The following is a 20,483-nucleotide window of genomic DNA, read 5'->3' as shown; positions in this document are numbered from 1 at the left end:
CAAAGAGGAAGGGGATCACCTATGGCACTGGAAGCAGACGTCAAGAAGGCGATCATCGAAGAGTACGCGACGCACCCCGGTGACACCGGATCCCCCGAGGTGCAGGTCGCGATGCTGACGCAGCGCATCAAGGACCTCACCGAGCACCTCAAGGAGCACAAGCACGACCACCACTCGCGTCGTGGCCTGTTCCTCCTGGTCGGTCAGCGTCGTCGCCTCCTGGGGTACCTCCAGGACATCGACATCAACCGCTACCGTTCGCTCATCGAGCGTCTGGGCCTGCGCCGCTGAGCATCAGCGTCTAGCGTTCAATCGCGCGAAACATTCTTGAGAAGACCCTCCCACGGTGTGGGAGGGTCTTCGTCATTCCCCGGCGTCGTGCGTCCCGGGTCTCAGGCGCGGGCGGCCACGAGGTCGGCGTGCCAGCGCTCGGCGACGTCGGGGTGGGCGCGCAGGCGCGACTTCAGCGCGTTCTCACCGTAGAGCGCGTGGATCGGGTTCGACGGGTCCTGCGTGACGCCCCGGGCCTGCGCCGCGAGCTCGGCGGGCAGGTCGATGAGCGGCAGCTTCGCGTCGAGCGCCGGGTTGAAGAAGTACGGCACCGAGATGCGGTCGTCGGGGTAGCGCGGTGAGACGACGCGGTGATCAGTCGCGACGAGGTAGCCGCCGGTCGCGTACTCGAGCATCTCGCCGATGTTCACGACGAACGCCCCGGACACCGGCGGTGCGTCGACCCACTCGCCGTCGCGGCGCACCTGCAGGCCGCCCTTGCCCGGCTCCGCCCAGAGGAGCGTCAGCACTCCCGAGTCCTTGTGCGCGCCGACGCCCTGCTGCGGCTCGGGTTCGCGAGAGCCGGGGTAGCGGACGACCTTCAGCAGCGTCGCGGGCTCTCCGAAGTGCTCGTCGAAGTAGGTCTCGGGGGCGCCGAGTGCGAGCGCCCACGCGCGCAGGAGCTTCCGAGCGACCCCGGCGAGATGCTCCTGCCACTCGTCGACGACCTCGCGCAGCTCGGGCTGCGCCGCCGGCCACAGGTTCGGGCCGATGAGGCGCGAGAAGTCGGGCGCCTCGGCATCCGTCACGACGTCGCGCTCGGGACCGATGTCGATCTGCTCGCGCCAGTCGACCTCGCCCTGCGTGCGCTCGCCGCCGACGCGCGTGTAGCCGCGGAACTGCGGGCTGTTCACGTTCTCGATCGCGAGCTTGTCGGCCTCGGGCAGCGCGAAGAAGTCGCGCGCCGCGCGGTGCAAGCGCTCTTCGAGTTCGGGTGTGACACCCGTGCCGACGAGGTAGAAGAACCCGACGTCGTGCGTCGCGGCGCGCAGCAGATCGCGGAAGGATGCCGCGGCATCCGCCCCCTGATCCAGCAGGGAGAGGTCGAGGACAGGGAGGTTCAGGTCGCGCAACGTCGAGTCGGACATGCGAAGAGGCTAAGCGGATGCCGCGGCATCCGGGCGTGTGTTGCGCTTCGTTACCGAGAGGGACGCGGCGTCCTCGACTCGGAAGGCCCCTTCGGGCTCGGAAGGGCCCTTCGGGCTCGGAAGGGCCCTTCGGACTCGGAAGGGCCCTTCGGACCCGGGAGGCCCCTTCGGGCGCCATATCCCTGTCGAGGCGCCACAGGTTTCTGGCGCCTCGCCAGGAAAGTGGCGCCCGGCGCGAGAACGGAACAGGAAAGTGGCGCCGGACCCACGCTGCGACAGGGGAGTGCTGCGACAGGAGAGGGCTGCGACAGGAGAGGGCTGCGACGGGAACGGGGAGCCCGAACGAGGGATGCCGCCTCGCTAGCGATCGCGAGGGCTGCGCGGCGCCTGCTCCTCGGGGGCGCGCGGACGCTTCGAGCCCGTCGGGTCGCTGCGGCGGCCCTCGCGCGCGGCGAGCTTCGGGTCGGCGAACAGCCACGCCGGGCGCGGCTCGACGAGCGGGCGGAACACCGTCCGCACGGGCTTGGTCGCCAGTACCAGCGCGATCACGACCGACATCACGATGACGAGCGGCAGCCAGAACCACGTCGGCTCCGCGTTGCGGAGGATGCCTGACTCGCGGAGCGGGTAGAGCACGAAGGAGTGCAGCAGGTAGACGTACATCGTGTACTGGCCGAAGTGGGTCCACCAGTACTGGCCCCGCGGCACGAGCGCGAAGAACGCGACCGACAGGACGAGCGCGATCGCCATGAGCACCACCCGGAGCGCCCCCGACCACCAGGGGCCGCCGAGGTCGGCGTAGCTCTCGTCGTAGAAGAGCCAGGCGCGCAGGTCGACTTCCCGCCACACGTCGACGTAGTACCAGGCGACGAATCCACCGACAGCGAAGAGGGCGATCGCGGCGATCCGGACGCCGAGGCGTCCGCGCCGGAGGAGATCGAGCCGTGCGACGACGTCGCGGTCGGAGAGCCACCATCCGAGGGTGAAGAAGGGCAGCAGGCCGAGCGTCCGCGAGAGTGACAGCGTCGAGTCGACGTTCGACCAGTACCCCGCGGAAATCGAGATCACCACGGTCCACAGCAGCGGCCACCGCAGGAGCGCGAGGTAGGGCAGGATCAGCCGGAAGATCGCGAGCGCCAGCAGGAACCACAGCGTCCACGAGGGCTGGGTGAGGTTCGGGTTCGCCTGCCCCTCGACGATCCACTTCGTGAGGGTCCACAACGCCTCGAAGATGATGTACGGCAGGACGATGTCGGTGATGACGCGCGCCATCTGCCGGCGACTGGGGGAGTCGGACTTCGAGAAGTATCCGGAGATGATCGCGAACGCGGGCATGTGGAACGCGTAGATCAGCAGGTACAGGCTCAGCGCGATGTCGCTGTCGTAGGTCAGCCGCTGCAGCGCGTGCCCGAGCACGACCAGGACGATGCACGCGAAGCGCGCGTTGTCCCACAGGGGAACGCGACGCTTCGGGGTGGGCGTACTCCCGGTGCGCGGGGCGGGCTGGCTCATCGCTGGCCACCCTACCGGCGCGGTCGTCCTCGACACGTATCGAAACGGATGCCTGCTGCCTCCTGATCGGCGAAGGGCACACCTTCTCCATCGATCACCGGGGGGTCATCGTCATGTTCCATTCCACTCGCGTGCGGCCTGGGGTGCCGCTCGCCGTTGCAGCCGTCGCCGCTGCTCTCGTCCTCGCGCCCGTCGCCGCCTTCGCGGACGACGGCACGCCGCCGGAGGCGCCGCCCGCGGCCACGTCCGAACCGGCACCTGCGCCCGATCCGGCGCCCGCCCCGGATCCAGCGCCTGCGGCCGATCCGGCACCGGCGCCAGACCCGGCGCCCGCGCCTGAACCCGCACCCGCACCCGATCCGGCACCTGCGCCCGCGCCTGAACCTGCGCCCGCGCCTGAACCCGCGCCCGCGCCCGCGCCCGCGCCTGAACCCGCGCCCGCCGCCGAGCCGGCTCCGCCGGCCGTGGTCGTCGTCGACGCCGACGAGACGACCGCCAAAGACGTCCTCGCGGAGAGCCCCGAGGAGCCGACGGTCACGCTCTTCGCGGCGGAGGATGCCGAGGTCGCGCCCGCCGCCACTCCCGCGCCCGGCGACCCGTGCTTCCCGGCGGTGTGCATCGACAACGGCACCATCCTGCTCGCGGTGAACCCCACGGGCGAACTCAACACACCCAATGGCGACGGGTCGGCCGCGGGACCCGGAGATGCCGGACTTGAGTACCTGCCGACCGGCAACGATTCGACATCGCCCGGGTGCCTCTGCGAAGGCTGGGGCGTCGGGGACCCCGCGACCGGGGTCTGGGGCGGCGCCAATGTCGCCGACTACGGGTCGGGCGGCTACAACCTGACTCTCCAGTCGTTCACGCACACGGCATCCACCGCGACGTCCGTCGTGACGATCGCCGACGGCGAGGGCGCTCCCGTCTTCCGGGTCACGCACGAGTATGTGCCGGCGCCCGAGACGCCGAACCTCTACCAGGTGAACGTCACGATCGAGAACCTGTCGGGGGAGACGATCGCGACCGTCCAGTACCGGCGCGTCATGGACTGGGACGTCGAGCCGACCGCCTTCGACGAGTACGTGACGATCGATCGCGGCACCGCGAGCGCGATCACCTACACGAGCGACGATGGGTTCGCGTCGTCCAACCCGCTCTCGGGGCCCTCATCGATCCTCTTCGAGGGGAACGCCGTCGACTCCGGCCCGGACGACCACGGAGCGCTGTTCGACTTCTCGTTCGGCTCACTCGCGCCCGGAGGGAAGCTGTCGTTCATCATCTACTACGGCGGCGCCGCGGATGAGGCGACCGCGACCGCAGCGCTGGCGGCCGTGGGTGCGGAGGCGTACTCGTTCGGGCAGAGCTCAAGAGACCCGGCGACGGGGACACCGAACACGTTCATCTTCGCGTTCGGCAAGGTCGGCGGGGCGCCGATCTTCCCGCTCCCCGTCTCCGAACCGGTGCCCGTCGACCCGGCGCCCGCCGCTCCTGCCCCCGCGGCGCCTGTGGCCGCTCCCGCAGCCGTGGTCGCTGCGGCGCCTCTGGTGCCCGCTTCGGCCCGGCTCGCCGTGACCGGCGGGTCGTCCGACTCGACGGGCATGGCACTGGGCGGGGCGCTGCTGGCCCTCCTCCTCGGAGGCGGGGCGGTGATCGCCGCCCGCGCCCGCCGCGCGAGCTGAGCGCGCCGCGCCGCATCGCGGAGCCATGTGAGAGGGGTGGATGCCGAGGCATCCGCCCCTCTTCCGTGCGCCCGGTAGGAGCGCTCGGCGCGCGTTCAACCGCGTCGGGAATACTGGGGACCGCATCGCGTTCTATCGACTACATTCATTTGAATAGATCGAGACGCCGAGGCATCCGGAGAGCAGGAGACACATCGTGAGCGACATCCGTACGACCCCCGCGGTGACCGACGGCGCGACCGGACAGGCCACCCAGATGCAGTTCGGCATCATGACGGTCAGCGACATCACGCAGGACCCGACGACCGGCCACACCCCCAGCGAGGCCGAGCGCATCCGCGCGTCGGTCGAGATCGCGAAGCACGCCGAAGAAGTCGGGCTCGACGTCTTCGCCGTCGGCGAGCACCACAACCCGCCGTTCTGGTCGTCCTCGCCCACGACGACCCTCGCCTACATCGCCGCGCAGACCGAGCGCATCATCCTCTCGACCTCGACGACGCTCATCACGACGAACGACCCCGTGAAGATCGCCGAGGACTACGCCATGCTGCAGCACCTCTCGGGCGGCCGGATGGACCTCATGATGGGCCGCGGCAACACGGGCCCCGTCTACCCCTGGTTCGGCAAGGACATCCGTCAGGGGCTGCCGCTCGCGATCGAGAACTACGCCCTGCTGCACAAGCTGTGGCGTGAGGACGTCGTGGACTGGGAAGGCAAGTTCCGCACGCCCCTCCAGGGCTTCACGTCGACCCCGCGGCCCCTCGACGGCGTCGCGCCGTTCGTCTGGCACGGCTCGATCCGCACCCCCGAGATCGCCGAGCAGGCCGCGTACTACGGCGACGGCTTCTTCGCGAACAACATCTTCTGGCCCGCCGAGCACTACCAGCGCCTCATCGCGCTGTACCGTCAGCGCTGGGAGCACTACGGACACGGCACGCCCGAGACGGCGATCGTGGGCCTGGGCGGCCAGGCGTTCATGGCGAAGAACTCGCAGGATGCCGTGAACCAGTTCCGCCCCTACTTCGACAACGCCCCGGTCTACGGCCACGGCCCGTCGATGGAGGACTTCACCGAGATGACGCCGCTGACCGTCGGCTCGCCGCAGCAGGTCATCGACCGGTACGCCGGCATGCGCGACCTGTTCGGCGACTACCAGCGTCAGCTGTTCCTCATGGACCACGCGGGACTCCCGCTGAAGACTGTGCTCGAGCAGCTCGACTTCCTCGGCGGCGAGGTCGTGCCCGTCCTCCGGAAGGAGCTCGCGCAGAACCGCCCCGCGAACGTCCCCGACGCCCCGACCCACGCCGCGCGTGTTCACGAGGTCTACGGCGACGGCCCGGCGCGTCAGGCGACCCCGCGCGCCAACCGCGGCGACAACCTGTCGGGTCCCTCGCCCTACCAGGATTCGCCCGCTCCAGCCGGCGCCGCGTTCGGCGTGAGCCGCTGAGCGGCGGCATGCGAGAACCCAGAAAGAAGAAGTGACATGACGAACACCGCTCCGCGTCGCATCGCGGTCGTCTCCGCAGGTCTGTCGAACCCCTCGTCGACCCGCATGCTCGCCGATCGCCTCGCCGCCGCGACCCTGACCCAGCTCGCCGAGCGGGGCACCCCGGCATCCGTCGACACGATCGAGCTGCGCGACCTCGCGCACGACATCACGAACAACCTGCTCACTGGCTTCGCCCCGCCCGAGCTCGAGTCGGCGATCAACACCGTCGTCTCAGCCGATGCGCTCATCGTCGTGACGCCGATCTTCTCGACGAGCTACTCGGGCCTGTTCAAGTCGTTCATCGACGTGCTCGATCCCGACGCGCTCACCGGCAAGCCGGTGCTCATCGGCGCGAACGCCGGCACCGCCCGGCACTCGCTTGCGATCGACTACGCGATCCGTCCCCTGTTCGCGTACCTGCACGCCGAGGCCGTCTCGACGGGGGTGTTCGCCGCGTCGAGCGACTGGGGTTCGGCCGCCGATCAGGTCGCGCCGCTCAGCGCGCGCGTCGAGAAGGGTGCGCGCGAGCTCGCCGAGGCCGTCGTCCGCCGCGAGCCGGCGGGCAACGCCGACCCGTTCGCACCGGAGAACTACCTCGACAGCTTCCAGCGTCTCATGGGCGGCGACGCCGCCTCGGGCGGCGGGCATCTGCTCGGAGGCCTCGCGGGGGAGTAGCGGAGAGGGAGCGCCCGGTCTCCTCACACTCCATGCGGGTCGTCTGCGCGCGACAGCGCGTCGGCGGCCCGCACGAGTGCGAGGTGCGAGAGCGCCTGCGGCGTATTCCCCGCCTGGCGTCCGGCATGCGGATCGTATTCCTCCGACAGCAGCCCGACATCGTTGGCGAGAGCGCAGACGCGTTCCATGAGCGCACGCGCATCGGCGACGCGTCCCGTCGCCGCGTACTGCTCGACCAGCCAGAACGAGCACGCCAGAAACGGGTTCTCCGTGCCCGTCAGACCGTCCACGCCCGACTCGGTGCGGTAGCGGAGGACGAGGCCGTCGGGCATGAGCGTCCGTTCGATCTCCGCGACCGTCGCGAGCATGCGCGGGTCGTCGGGTGCGCAGAACCCGGCGCCGGGCAGGAGCAGGAGCGACGCGTCCACGGCATCCGTGCCGGGATGCTGCACGAAATGCCCCCGCGCCGACACCCCGTGCGCGTCGATTTCGGAGCGGACGCCGTCGCGCAGCCGCTCCCAGTGCGCGGCCGGACCGGGCAGCCCGTGCTCGCGGACGCTTCGGATGCCGCGGTCGAACGCCGTCCACACCATCGCGCGCGAGTGCGTGAACATCTGCGGCTCACCGCGGATCTCCCAGATGCCGCGATCGGGCTCGGAGAGCCTTCCCTCGGCGCGGCGGAGGAGGGCGCGCTCGAGCGGCCAGGACCAGTCCGCACCCGCGACGCCGGCCGCGCGCGCCGCGAACAGGGCGGACAGTACCTCGCCGGTGACATCGGCCTGGTACTGCGCGGCGGCACCGTTGCCGATCCGCACGGGCGCCGCGCCCGCGTAGCCGGGGAGCGACGTCAGCTCGCGCTCGGTCAGGTCGCGTCCGCCGGCGACGCCGTAGACGATCTGCAGCTGCGCCGGGTCTCCCGCGATCGCCCGCAGCAGCCAGCCGCGCCAGTGCTCGACGACGTGCTCGAAACCGTGCGAGAGCAGCACCTCGATCGTCAGCGACGCATCGCGCAGCCACACGAACCGGTAATCCCAGTTGCGCGCGCCCCCGAACTGCTCGGGCAGCGAGGTCGTCGGCGCGGCGATGATCCCGCCCGTGTCGCGGTGCGTCAGGGCGCGGAGGGTCAGCAGTGAGCGGACGACGTCGTCGCGGTGCGGATCGCCGGTGCGCACGCGCGCGGCCCACGACCTCCACCAGTGCTCGGTCGTCGCGATCGCTGCGTCGACGTCGAGCGGATGCGGCGCCGGACGATGCGACGGATGTCAGGTCAACGTCAGGTCGCGTGTGGTTCCGGCGGCGACGGCGAGCGTGCCGCGGTGGACGTGGTCGGTGGGCTCGAGCGCGCCGCCGCGCACCACCACGGCATCCGGCCGCGCGATCGCGGTGAGCTCGGGCGTCCCCTCCGTTCCGGTCTGGCGGATCCAGGGCACGGCGCGCGCGTAGTCGAATCGCAGCCGCAGCGACTGGGTGAACGCCACCTCGCCCGAGATGCCGACGACGCGACGGACGAGGTCGACGCGGTGCGTGACGTCGAGGTGGCGCGGGTCGACGACGAGGAGGTCGTGCACCTCCGCCACGCCGGTCGCGGTCTCCCATCGGGTGACGAGGGTGAGGGTGTCGCCGTCGTAGCGTCGGGTCGCGGTGGCGGCCGGGTCGGCGGGACGGAGTCGCCAGTGACCCTCGTCGGCACCGCCGAGGAGCGCCCCGAACACCGAGCCGCTGTCGAAGCGGGGAACGCACAGCCACGCGACCGATCCGTCGCGCGAGACGAGCGCGGCGGTGCGGCAGTCGCTGAGCAGCGCGTAGTCCTCGATCGGTGCGGGCACATTATTCCGATCATGCCCCCTACTAGGGTGTCCGCATGACCGATACCGCGCGGGGCGACTCGACACTCGTGATCATCGGGGCGAGCGGCGACCTCACCCACCGGCTGCTCCTGCCGGCGCTCGCCGAGCTGCTCCACTTCCAGCCCGAGCGGCGCGTCGCCGTCGTCGGCGCCGGGCGGAGCGCGATCTCCGACGCGCAGTGGCGGAAACAGGTGCGCGCCGCGTTCCGTGAGGCGGATGCCGAGGACGCGTTCGCGTCGGTGACCGCGACGCCCTACATCTCCGCCGATGCCTCGACGGGGAAGGGGCTGCGCACGATCATCCGCGAGGCGCCCGAGGGCCGGCTCGTCCTGTATTTCGCCGTGCCGCCGGCCGTCGCGGCGAAGGCGTGCGCCGAGCTCACGCCCGCCGACCTGCCGGAGGGGGCCGTCCTCGCGCTCGAGAAGCCGTTCGGCGAGGACCAGAAGAGCGCGCACGAACTCAATGAGGTGCTCGCGGCGCTCCTTCCGGAGAGTCAGATCTTCCGCGTCGATCACTTCCTCGGCCGCTCGATGGTGCTGAATCTCCTCGGCGTCCGGTTCGCGAACCGCCTGTTCGAGCCGATCTGGTCGGCCGAGCACATCGAAGAGGTGACGATCCGCTTCGACGAGACCCTCGGACTCGAGGGGCGCGCCGACTACTACGACCGGGCGGGCGCCCTGGTCGACATGATCCAGAGCCACCTGCTCCAGGTGCTCGCCGTCTTCGCGATGGAGCCGCCCGCCGCCCTCGTCGAAGAGGATGTGCGCTCCGCGACGGCCGCCGTCCTGCGTGCGACGCACGTGTGGGAGGACAATCCGGTGCGGTTCTCGCACCGCGGCCGGTACACCGCCGGAAAGGCGGGCGGGAAGGACCTCCCGGCCTACGTCGACGAGCCGGACGTCGACCCGGCGCGCGAGACCGAGACGCTCGCCCAGGTGCGGTGCGAGATCCGCACGGCGCGCTGGGAGGGCGTCCCCTTCACGCTCCGCTCCGGCAAGGCGATCGGGCGCGACTGCGCCGAGATCGAGGTGCGGCTGCGGCGGGTGCGGCACCTTCCCGTCGGTTTCACGGGCGATGACGACGGCTCCGTCCTGCGCTTCTCGCTGGGGCCCGACGTCCTCGGCGTCGAGATCTCGGTCAACGGCGGCGAAGACCCGTTCCTCCTTCGGCGCGCACGCCTGCACGCGAAGCTCGGGGTCGGGGCGCAGCGCGCGTACGCCGATGTCCTCGCGGCGGTGCTCGACGGCGACGTGACCCTGTCGGTCCGAGGCGACGCGGCCGAGCAGTCGTGGCGGATCGTCCAGCCCGTGCGCGATGCGTGGCGTCGCGGCGACGTGCCGCTCGAGGATTACCCGGCGGGGTCCGAGGGGCCGGAGGGCTGGGGCTGACAGGCGGGACGAGCCGCTGAGCTGAGGTGGCGGGACCGAGCGGCCTTCACCGCCAGCGGTACTCGGTCTCCGGGCGCCCGCCCGTGCCGTAGCGCGGCGCGCGCTCGACGCGACCCTCGTCGGCGAGGTGCTCGAGGTAGCGGCGCGCGGCGACGCGCGACATCCCCAGCGCGTCGCCGGCTTCCGATGCCGAGAGCGGGCCGCCGGTGCGCACCGCCTCCGACACGCGGGCAAGCGACGCGGCCGAGAGCCCCTTGGGGAGGTCGGCGGATGCCGCGGGGCTCCGCGCGCCGAGGAGCGCGTCGATCTCGCTCTGGGTCGCGGTGCCCGTCGTGCTGCGTGCGCGCTCGCGGTAGGCGCGATACTGCTCGAGCCGATCGGCGAAGGTCGCGAAGGTGAAAGGCTCCACGAGATACTGCGCCGCGTCGAGCGCGATGACCTGGCGCACGGTCTGCGCGTCGCGGACCGAGGTGATCGCGATGACGTCGACGTCGGCGGCGTGCGCGCGGATGTGGCGCAGCACGTCGATGCCGGTGCCGTCGGGCATCGTCATGTCCAGGAGCACGAGGTCGATGCGGTCGCGCTCGGGGGAGGTGAGGATCGCGGTGACCGCGGCGCGCGCGCCCGAGCACTCGGCCACGACCTCGAAGCCGGGCACCCGCTCGACGAACGACCGATGCAGCTGCAGCGTCAGGGCCTCGTCGTCGACGAGGAGCACGCCGATCACGACCCCTCCGTCGGGAGGATCACCCGGAAGGTGGTGGGCGATCCGGCATCCAGCGTGATCGTCCCGCCGATCTCGTCGACGACGGCGCGGACGAGCGCGAGCGCGACGCCGCGCCCTTCGGCGCCGGCGGGCTTCGTCGTGAAGCCTCGTTCGAACATCCGCGCCCGTACCTCGGGGCCGGGTCCCTCGCCCGAATCGCTCACGATGATCGAGAGCTCGCCCTCGTCGGTGCGGGCCATCGCGATCCGCACCCAGCGCGATCCGGGTCCTGAGGCCGCGGCATCCATCGCGTTGTCGATGAGGTTCCCGACGAGGGCGACGGCGTCGATCGGCGCAAGGAGCGAGCGCGGCGCGTCGGGCGCGATCTCGGCATCCCACTCGATGCCCCGCTCCATCGCCTGCGAGGCCTTGCCGAGAAGCAACGCGCCGACCGTCGGATCGCCCTCGGTGCGGGCGCTCACCTGGTCGACGAGCGCCTGCGACTGCTGCGCCGACGCAGTCAGGATGCCGATGGCGTCGTCGGTGCGCCCGAGTTCGAGCAGCGCGACCGCCGTGTGCATGCGGTTGCCGTGCTCGTGCGTCTGGGCGCGGAGCGCCTCGCCGAGCGTCCGCATCGACTCGGCCGTCGCGAGCGTGTCGCGGATCTGCCCGGCCGGGAGGTCGCCCGCCACCCGGCGCGTCGCCCGGCGCGCGAGGACGGCGCCGAGGACGCCGGCGCCGACGACGAGGGCCGCGACCGCGAGGGCGACGATGAGGCGGGGGACGAGCTGCGCCCCGACGGTCTGGACGGTGACGCCGACGGCCACCCAGCCGACCAGATCGCCCTCCGCCTGCCCTGCGGCGTCGCCGCCGACCTGCCCTGCGGCGTCGCCGCCGACCAGCACGGGGACGATCGTCCGCAGCGACGGCCCGAGCGTGCCGGTGAATTCCTCGGTGAGCGCCCGCGGGGTGGCGGGGATGGTGCCGAGATAGGTGCCGCCGATCTCGGCGGGGTCGCGGTGGGTGATGCGGATGCCGGAGGTGTCCATGATCGTGACGAAGTCGACGCGGGCCGTGGCGATGACATCCTGCGCGAGGGGCTGCAACGCGTCGGTCGCCGCGTCACGGTCGCCGGCAGCGAGGGCGGTGCGGACGGCGGGGGAGTGGGCGAGCGTCTCGGCGACGGCCTGCGTCACGCGCTCCGCCTCGGCGCGGGTCGCGCGCTGCGCTTCGAGGAGGAGCAGCCCCGCGGTGAGGGCCGCGATGAGGAGGGCGGCGACGACGAGCCACGTGAACAGGCGCGACGCGACGCTGCGTCCGCCCTTCCGCGCCATGGTGACTCCTCGCGCCCCGCCACACCCGCCGACCCCACCGGCCTTTCGGTCGTGACCAGTACGACCACAAGTCGGGCCCGCGCCCAAGCGATCCCAGTCTGGACGTGTTCCCCCAACGTCGGCGGAACACGAACGACGACCGTTCACACCTTGGAGGCAGACATGCGTATCGCACCCACAACCACCGTGAAGCTCCCCGGCGGGCTCGGGACCGGTCGTCGCCGACGCGGCGACATCCGCAACTGGGACAAGCACACGTGGCTCTATGTCTCGGTGATCGCGGCCGTCGTGCTGGGCGCCGCGGTCGGCCTCATCTGGCCCGAGTTCGCGACGACGCTGAAGCCCCTCGGTACGGCTTTCGTCAACCTCATCAAGATGATGATCGCCCCGATCATCTTCTGCACGATCGTCGTGGGCGTCGGATCGATCGCGAAGGCGGCGACGGTCGGCAAGATCGGCGGCCTCGCGCTCGGCTACTTCATGGTCATGACGACCTTCGCCCTCATCATCGGCCTCGTCGTCGGCAACATCATCCATCCCGGCACGGGCCTGGACATGACCTCGTCGCAGTACGACGTCTCCACCATCGAGGCGAAGTCGACCGAGGAGTTCGTCATGGGGATCATCCCGACGACGTTCTTCTCCGCCTTCACCGGCGAGAGCGTGCTGCAGGTGCTGTTCATCGCCCTCCTCGTCGGCTTCGCGCTGCAGAAGATGGGCGCCAAGGGTGCGCCGATCATGTCCGCCGTCAAGAACCTGCAGCAGCTCGTGTTCCGCATCCTCGGCATGATCCTGTGGCTCGCCCCGATCGGCGCGTTCGGTGCGATCGCCGCCGTCGTCGGCGCGACCGGTGCCGCCGCGATCGTCAGCCTCGGCATCCTCATGATCGCCTTCTACATCACCTGCGCGATCTTCATCTTCGGCATCCTCGGCGTGCTCCTCTACACGGTCGCCCGCGTCAACATCCTGAGCCTCATGAAGTACCTGGGCCGCGAGTACATGCTGATCGTCGGCACGTCGTCCTCAGAGTCGGCCCTTCCCCGCCTCATCGCCAAGATGGAGCACCTGGGTGTCTCGAAGCCGGTCGTCGGCATCACGGTCCCCACCGGCTACTCGTTCAACCTCGACGGCACCGCGATCTACCTGACGATGGCGTCGCTGTTCATCGCCTCGGGCATGGGCATGCCGATGTCGATCCCGGAGCAGATCGGCCTCCTCGCCTTCATGGTCATCGCCTCGAAGGGTGCCGCCGGCGTCACCGGTGCGGGACTCGCCACCCTCGCCGGCGGCCTCCAGGCCTTCCGGCCCGAGCTGGTGGGCGGCGTCGGCGTCATCGTCGGCATCGACCGGTTCATGAGCGAGGGTCGCGCGGTCACCAACTTCACCGGCAACGCGGTCGCCACCCTCCTCGTCGGCACCTGGACCAAGCAGGTCGACCGCCAGCAGGTGCGCGACGTGCTCGCCGGCCGCGACCCGTTCGACGAGGCGACCCTCTCGGGCGACGAGCACGACGACTCCGCCACAGAGGTCCCCTCGCCGGCGGCGGAGCAGGCGATCGAGCGGGAGCTGCGCCAGGACGCGCACGCCATCCGCTGAACCGCCGAACCGCCGAAGGCCCGGCATCCTCCCGAAGGGATGCCGGGCCTTCGGCCTGCCGGACGCCGCGCGCTCAGCCGCTCTTGCGGCGGAATTCGCGCTTGGTCACGGCCGAGTGGATGCCGTGGACGGCGGAGTCGCCGTCGAGGTGCGCCTCGCCGTCCCGGTGCTGCGCGTTCTTCTTGTCGAGCGCCTCCTTGAACTTTCGCTTCATCTCGTCGGATGCCGCCGCTTTCTCGGACGGGCTCTTGTCGTCGCTCATGCCCCCACCATACGCACCGTCCGCGCCCCCTGGTAGGCTGATGCAGGTTGCCGTGGATCTCTCCCCGGCAGCCGGAGCAGGCCGGCAGGAAGCTGGTCCCCTGTGGTGGGTTCCTCTTCGGTGATCGAATGCCGCGCGAAGCGCGGTGTATCGAGATCACGGCGAAGGGTGGCTTTCGACTGGTGGCCAGCGTTGACGGCGTGATGTGTCGCGTCTCTGGATCTGCCTGTTCCTGCTCCTTCGCACGATCTCGCGCGCGAAACGCGCGTGCGAGTCTAAACAAAGAAGGAGAGACCTCTTGGAAGGTCCTGAAATCACCGCCGCCGAAGCCGTCCTCGACAACGGACGCTTCGGCACCCGCACGATCCGGTTCGAGACCGGACGCCTCGCCCAGCAGGCGCAGGGCGCCGTCGCCGCCTACCTCGACGACGAGACCATGATCCTGTCGGCCACCAGCGCCGGCAAGCACCCGCGCGAAGGGTTCGACTTCTTCCCGCTGACCGTCGACGTCGAAGAGCGCGCGTACGCCGCGGGCAAGATCCCCGGCTCGTTCTTCCGCCGCGAGGGCCGCCCCTCCACCGAGGCGATCCTCGTCTGCCGCCTCATCGACCGCCCGCTGCGCCCGTCCTTCGTCGACGGCCTCCGCAACGAGGTCCAGATCGTCGTGACCGTCCTGTCCATCGCCCCCGGCGAGTACTACGACGCGCTCGCGATCAACGCGGCATCCCTGTCCACCCAGATCTCGGGGCTGCCGTTCTCGGGCCCGATCGCCGGTGTGCGCCTCGCGCTCATCCCGGGCCACGGCGAGCACGCCGACCAGTGGGTCGCATTCCCGAACGCCGCCCAGGTCGACGAGGCCGTCTTCGACCTCATGGTCGCCGGCCGCGTGCTCGACGACGGCGACGTCGCGATCATGATGGTGGAGGCCGAAGCCACCGAGAACAGCTGGGACCTCATCAAGGGCGGCGCCACGAAGCCCTCCGAAGAGGTCGTCGCGCAGGGCCTCGAGGCCGCGAAGCCCTTCATCAAGGAGCTCGTGGGCGCGCAGAACGTCGTCGCGAACACCGCCGCGAAGGAGATCCAGCCGTACCCGGTCTTCCCCGCGTACAGCCAGGAGACCTACGACTTCGTCGCGGGCCGCTCCTACGACGACCTCGTCGGCGTCTACCAGATCGCCGACAAGATCGAGCGTCAGAACGCCGACGACGCCGTCAAGGACCGCGTCAAGGCCGAGCTCGTCGCCGCGACCGAGGCCGGGGAGCTTCCCGCTGCCGCACCGCTGGAGTTCTCGGCGGCGTACAAGTCGGTGACCAAGAAGATCGTCCGCGGTCGCATCCTCGCCGAGGGTGTCCGCATCGACGGTCGCGGCCTCGCCGACATCCGCCCGCTGGATGCCGAAGTGCAGGTCATCCCGCGTGTGCACGGCTCCGCGATCTTCCAGCGCGGCGAGACCCAGATCCTGGGTGTCACGACGCTCAACATGCTGAAGATGGAGCAGCAGATCGACTCGCTGTCGCCCACGACCAGCAAGCGCTACATGCACCACTACAACTTCCCGCCCTACTCGACCGGTGAGACCGGCCGCGTGGGTTCGCCGAAGCGTCGCGAGATCGGGCACGGCTTCCTCGCCGAGCGCGCGCTCGTGCCGGTGCTGCCCTCCCGCGAGGAATTCCCGTACGCGATCCGTCAGGTCTCCGAGGCCCTCGGCTCCAACGGCTCGACCTCGATGGGTTCGGTCTGCGCCTCGACCCTGTCGCTGCTGAACGCGGGTGTGCCGCTGCGCGCCCCCGTCGCCGGAATCGCGATGGGTCTCGTCTCCGACGAGGTCGACGGTCAGACCCGCTACGCGGCCCTCACCGACATCCTCGGTGCCGAGGACGCCCTCGGTGACATGGACTTCAAGGTCGCCGGCACGAAGGACTTCGTCACGGCGATCCAGCTCGACACGAAGCTCGACGGCATCCCGTCGTCGGTGCTGACCGCCGCGCTGACCCAGGCCAAGGAAGCCCGTCTCACGATCCTGAACGTGCTGAACGCCGCGATCGACGGCCCCGACGAGATGGCGCCGACCGCGCCGCGCGTGATCAGCGTGCAGATCCCGGTCGACAAGATCGGCGAGCTGATCGGCCCCAAGGGCAAGACGATCAACGCGATCCAGGATGAGACCGGCGCGCAGATCTCCATCGAGGAGGACGGCACCGTGTACATCGGCGCGACCGACGGCCCCTCGGCCGAGGCCGCGCGCGCGCAGGTCAACGCGATCGCGAACCCGACCAACCCGGAGGTCGGCGAGCAGTTCCTCGGAACCGTCGTCAAGATCGCCACGTTCGGCGCGTTCGTCTCGCTGCTTCCCGGCAAGGACGGCCTGCTGCACGTCAGCGAGGTCCGCAAGCTCGCCGGCGGCAAGCGCGTCGAGAACGTCGAGGACGTGCTCGGTGTCGGTCAGAAGATCCTCGTACGCATCACGAAGATCGACGACCGCGGCAAGCTGTCGCTCGAGCCGGTGCTCGACGAGACGCCCGAGCAGGCCGACCAGGAGAGCTCCGCGGCCGCCAGCGAGGGTCCGGGGGACGCGCCCGCCGAGGGCTGATCCCCGCGCATAGGACACGGATGCCCGCTTCCTCCCGTCTCGGAGGGGCGGGCATCCGTCTTTTTGTCCCCCATTCGGGGGACAAAATCCGCTCTCATCGGGCGTTGAGACCAAAGCGTTACGCAAAGTTCACCGGCTGGCCGCCGCAACGGCCAGGAGCGTCCGCGGCCTGCCCTACCCTCGGTACTACGCATCGGGGGATGCGTGACATCACGGACCGGACGATCCGTGAGGGGGTGTGGATATGGGTTTCTTCGGAGTAGGCGCGACCGCCTCCTCGGGGAGCGCGAATCCCTCCGCGCCCCTCACCGCCGGCACGGCACCGGTCGCCACCGTGGTCTCCGCTGTGGACACCGCGCCGGTCGCCACGCCCACCCACCCGTCTTCGCCGATCCCCGTGCAGGGGCTGCCGCTGGGCGCCGCGGTGCGGGTGCCGCTCGGTGAGACCGGGGTCACCGTCTTCCCGCTCATCCTGGGCGGCGCGGAGTTCGGCTGGCACGTGGACCTCGCCGCGGCTCACCGCATCCTCGACGCCTACCGCGATCGCGGCGGCAACGCGCTGAACACCTCCGACGGGTATTCCGCCGGTCGCAGCGAGCACATCATCGGCGAGTGGATCACGCGTCGTGGCGCGCGCGACGATGTCGTGATCGGCGTGCGCGTCGGGACGAACCCCGACCACCCGGGCCTCGGGCCCGTGAACCTCATCCGCGCCGTCGAGGCATCCCTGACGCGTCTGCAGACCGACCGCATCGACGTGCTCTACCTCGACGCCACGAGCGACGGCCAGACGACGCTCGAAGACACCCTCGCGACCGCCGAGTGGCTGGTCGAGGCGGGAAAGGTGCGGGCGCTCGGCGCGTTCGGCTACTCGGCGTCGCAGCTCGTCGAGGCGCGCATCCTCGCGTCGGCGGGGTACCCGCGCATCAGCGCCCTCGACGTCCATCACAACCTCCTGCGCCGCGAGGAGTTCGACGGCGATCTGCGTCTGGTCGCCGGCGCGCAGAACATCGCGGTCACCCCTTCGCAGGCGCTCGAGCACGGCTACCTCGCCGGAGCGCACCGCTCGCGCGCTGACATGGCCGACTCGGTGCGCGGCTCGCAGCTCGCGGCGGCGATGAACCGCCGCGGCACGCGCACTCTCCGGGCGATGGACAAGATCGGCGCTGAGCTGTCGATTCCGACGTCGGCGGTCGCGATCGCGTGGCTGCTCGCCCAGCGCACCGTCGTCGCCCCGATCGTCAACGTCTACGCCGAGTCGCACGTCGACGAACTCATGCAGGGCGTCGGCGCGAAGCTCAGCCGAGCGCAGCTGGCCGAGCTCGCCAAGGCTTCGCAGTAGCCGGGACCCGCGGCGCGCCCGGTCGAGCATGACGCCGCGAGGCGTTGCGCTTCCGCGAAGAACGCTTCCGCCCAGCACAACGCTTCCGCCAGGTACTCTGGGCCGGCCCGCGTGTCGGGAGTCTGACGTAGGGTGGATGAGACCCCCACCCCGATGGCGAGACGAGTGTTTCCGTGACGCATTATCTGTACCTCGTGCGTCACGGAGAGCACCTCGATGCTGAGCACGGCCTCGAAGACGGGCCGCTCTCACCGCGTGGTCGGCGCCAGGCCGAGCTTCTCGCGGACCGGTTGTCCGGGGTGCCGCTCGACGCCGTCTGGCACTCGCCGCTCGAGCGTGCCGCGGAGACCGCGCGGGCCGTCGCCGGTCGCCTCTCCTCGGTGACGCCCGAGCCCTCGTCGCTGCTGTTCGACTGCATCCCCTCGGGGCCCGAGCCCGACATGCCGTCGACCTACGAGGGGTTCTTCGGGTCGTACACCGAGGCCGACATCGACGCGGGCCGCGCTCAGATGGACGACGCCGTGTCGGAGTTCCTCGTCCGCAAGCCCGGCGCCCACGAACTGCTCATCACGCACAACTTCGTCATCGCCTGGTTCGTCCGCGAGGTGCTCGACGCCCCCGCGTGGCGCTGGATGACCATCAACCAGGCGCACTGCGGACTCACCGTCCTCGCGCAGCGTCCCGGTCGCCCCTGGACACTCATCGCGCACAACGACCTCGCGCACTTGCCCGTCGAACTGCGCACCGGCCTCCCCGAGAACCCGCCCGTCTGAGCCCCGGCGTCAGAGCCTCTTTCCGTACCACCGCGTCGCGTTCGAGTTGTCGTTGTACGGCTCGATCGACGTGAAGCCGCTGCGGGCGTAGAGGCCGCCAGCAGCCTCGAGCGTGTGATGCGTGTCGAGGACCAGCTCGGCGGCATCCCACTCCCGTGCCTGCGCTTCGAGCGCCTCGAGGATCGTCCGCCCCCACCCCCGCCCGCGCGTCGAGGGGTCGAGGTAGAGGTGCTTCACCTCGAAGCGGATGCCGGAGGGCCCGTCGTCGATACGGCGGATGCCGCCCATGCCGGCATCCTTCCCTTCATCGTCGACGAGGACGAGGAAGATCCCCGCGGGCGGCTCGAAGGTGGATGCCGTGGGGAACACCGGACGGTACGTCTCTCCCGAGGGAAAGGTCTCGGCACGCATCGCGAAGTAGTCGGTGAGCAGCGCCCGCGCGCGGGGATCGTCGGCAGCGAGGGGAACGAGGCGCACCATTCTTCGAGCGTAATCGTCCGAGCGCAAGCCCCGGTCCGATAGCGGCCCGAACACTAGGCTGGAGGTCATGACGACGAGATCTGCCCCGACCGGCGACGCCCCCACGAGGGTGGCGCTGGTGGGCGGCACCGGGAAGCTGGGCGGGATCATCCGCGCCGTCATCGACGAGGAGCCGGGCTTCGAGGTCACCGCGGTGCTCGGGTCGCAGAGCGATCTGTCCGAGATCGACGGCGCCGACCTCGTCGTCGACGCCTCGACGCCGAGCGTGTCGATCGACGTCGTGCGCGCCGCGATCGAGCGCGGCATCAATGTGCTGGTCGGCACCTCCGGATGGTCGACGGAGCGCATCGCGCTCGTGCGCCCGCTCGTGGCCGCGTCGGGCACCGGCATCGTCTTCATCCCGAACTTCTCGCTCGGATCCGTCATCGGGACGGCGCTCGCTGCTGCTGCGGCGCCGCACTTCCCCTCGATCGAGATCATCGAGGCGCACCGCGACACGAAGATCGATTCGCCGAGCGGCACGGCCGTGCGCACCGCCGAGCTCATCGCGAACGCCCGCGAGGGTGTCGGCCCCGTTGCGTCTCCCCACGTCGACCAGCGCGCCCGCGGCCAGCAGGTCGCGAGCGTGCCGATCCACTCGCTGCGCCGCCCCGGGGTGGTCGCCCGTCAGGAGACGATCCTCTCCGGACCGGGGGAGTCGCTGACGATCGTGCACGACACGATCGAACCGGCGCTCGCCTACGCGCCCGGCATCCGTGTGGCCCTCTCCGCGGCCCGCGACGCACGCGGCGTCGTCGTCGGACTCGACGAGCTGATCGACCTCGGGCTCCGCCCGCGCGCATCGACCGACGCCGATGCCGAGTCTCCCGTCGACGAGGGCGACGTGCCGGGCCAGGTGGCCCGCGCCACCGGCGCATGAGCGCACGCTTCGGCGTCGCCCTGATGGCGGTGCTCCTCGCGGTGTACATCGTGCTCGTCGCCCAACGCGCGTGGCTCCTGCTCGGCTCGGGTCAGCCGGTGGGCGTCGCGATGGGTGTCGCGCTGGTCGTCCTCCCGCTGATCGCCGTGTGGGCGCTCTGGCGCGAGCTCGCCTTCGGATTCGGCACACAGCGGCTCGCTCGCCGTCTCGAGGCCGAGAACGCCCTTCCCGCCGAAGAACTCGACGTGCGCCCCTCCGGCCGCGCCGACCGGGCCCAGGCCGACGCCCTCTTCCCGCTCTATCGCGCCGACGTCGAGGAGCACCCCGACGACTGGCGGGCCTGGTTCCGTCTGGGGCTCGCTTACGACGGCGCGGGCGACCGTCGCCGGGCCCGCGAGGCCATGCGTACGGCGATCGCCGTGGAGAAGCGCACGCGCCCCTGATCCTCCTCGGGGATGACCCTGATTTGCGCC

Annotated in this window: 17 protein-coding genes and 1 pseudogene; 11 read left to right on the top strand and 7 right to left on the bottom strand. The window is 70.7% G+C overall.

The genetic code is table 11. From position 1 onward, the window contains the following. Positions 1 to 21 precede the first annotated feature (21 nt). Entirely contained in the window at positions 22 to 291 is a 270-nt protein-coding gene (rpsO, locus tag ACRVYW_RS10180; RefSeq protein WP_005048780.1) for a 30S ribosomal protein S15, read from the top strand. Positions 292 to 392: 101 nt separating this feature from the next. Here rpsO and ACRVYW_RS10175 read toward each other — a convergent pair whose 3' ends face one another. Together ACRVYW_RS10175 and ACRVYW_RS10170 are read right to left on the bottom strand one after the other, a co-directional pair. Beyond that, positions 393 to 1,418: an isopenicillin N synthase family dioxygenase gene (locus tag ACRVYW_RS10175; RefSeq protein ID WP_431804239.1), complete on the bottom strand. Its 1,026-nt coding sequence runs from the start codon at positions 1,416 to 1,418 to the stop codon at positions 393 to 395. Between the two features lie 360 nt (positions 1,419 to 1,778). Further along, positions 1,779 to 2,930 (bottom strand): acyltransferase family protein, encoded by a 1,152-nt coding sequence (locus tag ACRVYW_RS10170; protein WP_431804237.1) that lies wholly within the window; start codon positions 2,928 to 2,930, stop codon positions 1,779 to 1,781. A gap of 464 nt (positions 2,931 to 3,394) precedes the next feature. Between ACRVYW_RS10170 and ACRVYW_RS10165 the strand changes: the two genes are divergently transcribed. The 3 genes from ACRVYW_RS10165 (at position 3,395) to ACRVYW_RS10155 (ending at position 6,773) form a co-directional block, all read left to right on the top strand. Next, on the top strand, positions 3,395 to 4,609 hold the full coding sequence (locus tag ACRVYW_RS10165; RefSeq protein ID WP_431804235.1) for a hypothetical protein: 1,215 nt from the start codon (positions 3,395 to 3,397) through the stop codon (positions 4,607 to 4,609). 256 nt (positions 4,610 to 4,865) lie between these two features. Beyond that, the gene (locus ACRVYW_RS10160) at positions 4,866 to 6,056 is read left to right on the top strand and encodes an LLM class flavin-dependent oxidoreductase (RefSeq protein WP_431804298.1); all 1,191 of its coding nucleotides are present in this window, start codon (positions 4,866 to 4,868) and stop codon (positions 6,054 to 6,056) included. Positions 6,057 to 6,092: 36 nt separating this feature from the next. After that, on the top strand, positions 6,093 to 6,773 hold the full coding sequence (locus ACRVYW_RS10155; protein WP_431804233.1) for an FMN reductase: 681 nt from the start codon (positions 6,093 to 6,095) through the stop codon (positions 6,771 to 6,773). Between the two features lie 23 nt (positions 6,774 to 6,796). Here the strand turns inward: ACRVYW_RS10155 and ACRVYW_RS10150 are convergent. Beyond that, a pseudogene (locus ACRVYW_RS10150) lies at positions 6,797 to 8,599 on the bottom strand (glycoside hydrolase family 15 protein). Between the two features lie 35 nt (positions 8,600 to 8,634). Here ACRVYW_RS10150 and ACRVYW_RS10145 point away from each other — a divergent pair. Continuing rightward, positions 8,635 to 10,008, top strand: a complete 1,374-nt coding sequence (locus ACRVYW_RS10145; RefSeq protein WP_431804231.1) for a glucose-6-phosphate dehydrogenase — start codon at positions 8,635 to 8,637, stop codon at positions 10,006 to 10,008. Between the two features lie 46 nt (positions 10,009 to 10,054). Here ACRVYW_RS10145 and ACRVYW_RS10140 read toward each other — a convergent pair whose 3' ends face one another. Together ACRVYW_RS10140 and ACRVYW_RS10135 are read right to left on the bottom strand one after the other, a co-directional pair. After that, positions 10,055 to 10,735 (bottom strand): response regulator, encoded by a 681-nt coding sequence (locus tag ACRVYW_RS10140; protein WP_431804229.1) that lies wholly within the window; start codon positions 10,733 to 10,735, stop codon positions 10,055 to 10,057. Then, the gene (locus ACRVYW_RS10135; protein WP_431804227.1) at positions 10,732 to 12,048 is read right to left on the bottom strand and encodes an ATP-binding protein; all 1,317 of its coding nucleotides are present in this window, start codon (positions 12,046 to 12,048) and stop codon (positions 10,732 to 10,734) included. The genes ACRVYW_RS10140 and ACRVYW_RS10135 overlap by 4 nt, the downstream gene beginning before the upstream one ends. Positions 12,049 to 12,210: 162 nt before the next feature. Here ACRVYW_RS10135 and ACRVYW_RS10130 point away from each other — a divergent pair, with 162 nt between their 5' ends. After that, positions 12,211 to 13,644: a cation:dicarboxylate symporter family transporter gene (locus ACRVYW_RS10130; RefSeq protein ID WP_431804225.1), complete on the top strand. Its 1,434-nt coding sequence runs from the start codon at positions 12,211 to 12,213 to the stop codon at positions 13,642 to 13,644. Between the two features lie 73 nt (positions 13,645 to 13,717). Here the strand turns inward: ACRVYW_RS10130 and ACRVYW_RS10125 are convergent, their stop codons facing one another. Further along, on the bottom strand, positions 13,718 to 13,906 hold the full coding sequence (locus ACRVYW_RS10125) for a DUF5302 domain-containing protein (RefSeq protein ID WP_431804223.1): 189 nt from the start codon (positions 13,904 to 13,906) through the stop codon (positions 13,718 to 13,720). A gap of 298 nt (positions 13,907 to 14,204) precedes the next feature. Here ACRVYW_RS10125 and ACRVYW_RS10120 point away from each other — a divergent pair, with 298 nt between their 5' ends. From ACRVYW_RS10120 to ACRVYW_RS10110, 3 genes are all read left to right on the top strand, one after another. Then, positions 14,205 to 16,496 carry a polyribonucleotide nucleotidyltransferase gene (locus tag ACRVYW_RS10120; protein ID WP_431804221.1) on the top strand — a complete coding sequence of 764 codons (2,292 nt, stop codon included), beginning with the start codon at positions 14,205 to 14,207 and terminating at the stop codon, positions 16,494 to 16,496. 244 nt (positions 16,497 to 16,740) lie between these two features. Next, on the top strand, positions 16,741 to 17,838 hold the full coding sequence (locus ACRVYW_RS10115; protein WP_431804219.1) for an aldo/keto reductase: 1,098 nt from the start codon (positions 16,741 to 16,743) through the stop codon (positions 17,836 to 17,838). 173 nt (positions 17,839 to 18,011) lie between these two features. After that, on the top strand, positions 18,012 to 18,611 hold the full coding sequence (locus tag ACRVYW_RS10110; protein ID WP_431804218.1) for a histidine phosphatase family protein: 600 nt from the start codon (positions 18,012 to 18,014) through the stop codon (positions 18,609 to 18,611). Between the two features lie 9 nt (positions 18,612 to 18,620). On the opposite strand, the gene ACRVYW_RS10105 is transcribed toward ACRVYW_RS10110, so the two are convergent. Next, complete coding sequence (locus ACRVYW_RS10105; protein WP_431804216.1) at positions 18,621 to 19,091, bottom strand: GNAT family N-acetyltransferase; 471 nt, start codon at positions 19,089 to 19,091, stop codon at positions 18,621 to 18,623. A 67-nt stretch (positions 19,092 to 19,158) separates the two neighbouring features. Between ACRVYW_RS10105 and dapB the strand changes: the two genes are divergently transcribed. Both dapB and ACRVYW_RS10095 read left to right on the top strand, forming a co-directional pair. Beyond that, on the top strand, positions 19,159 to 20,010 hold the full coding sequence (gene dapB / locus ACRVYW_RS10100) for a 4-hydroxy-tetrahydrodipicolinate reductase (protein WP_431804214.1): 852 nt from the start codon (positions 19,159 to 19,161) through the stop codon (positions 20,008 to 20,010). Continuing rightward, positions 20,007 to 20,453, top strand: a complete 447-nt coding sequence (locus ACRVYW_RS10095; protein WP_431804212.1) for a hypothetical protein — start codon at positions 20,007 to 20,009, stop codon at positions 20,451 to 20,453. The genes dapB and ACRVYW_RS10095 overlap by 4 nt, the downstream gene beginning before the upstream one ends. The last annotated feature ends 30 nt before the right edge of the window (positions 20,454 to 20,483 follow it).

Source organism: Microbacterium sp. bgisy203, assembly GCF_965345155.1.
GTDB lineage: Bacteria > Actinomycetota > Actinomycetes > Actinomycetales > Microbacteriaceae > Microbacterium.
This window is presented reverse-complemented; position numbering and strand designations above follow the sequence as displayed.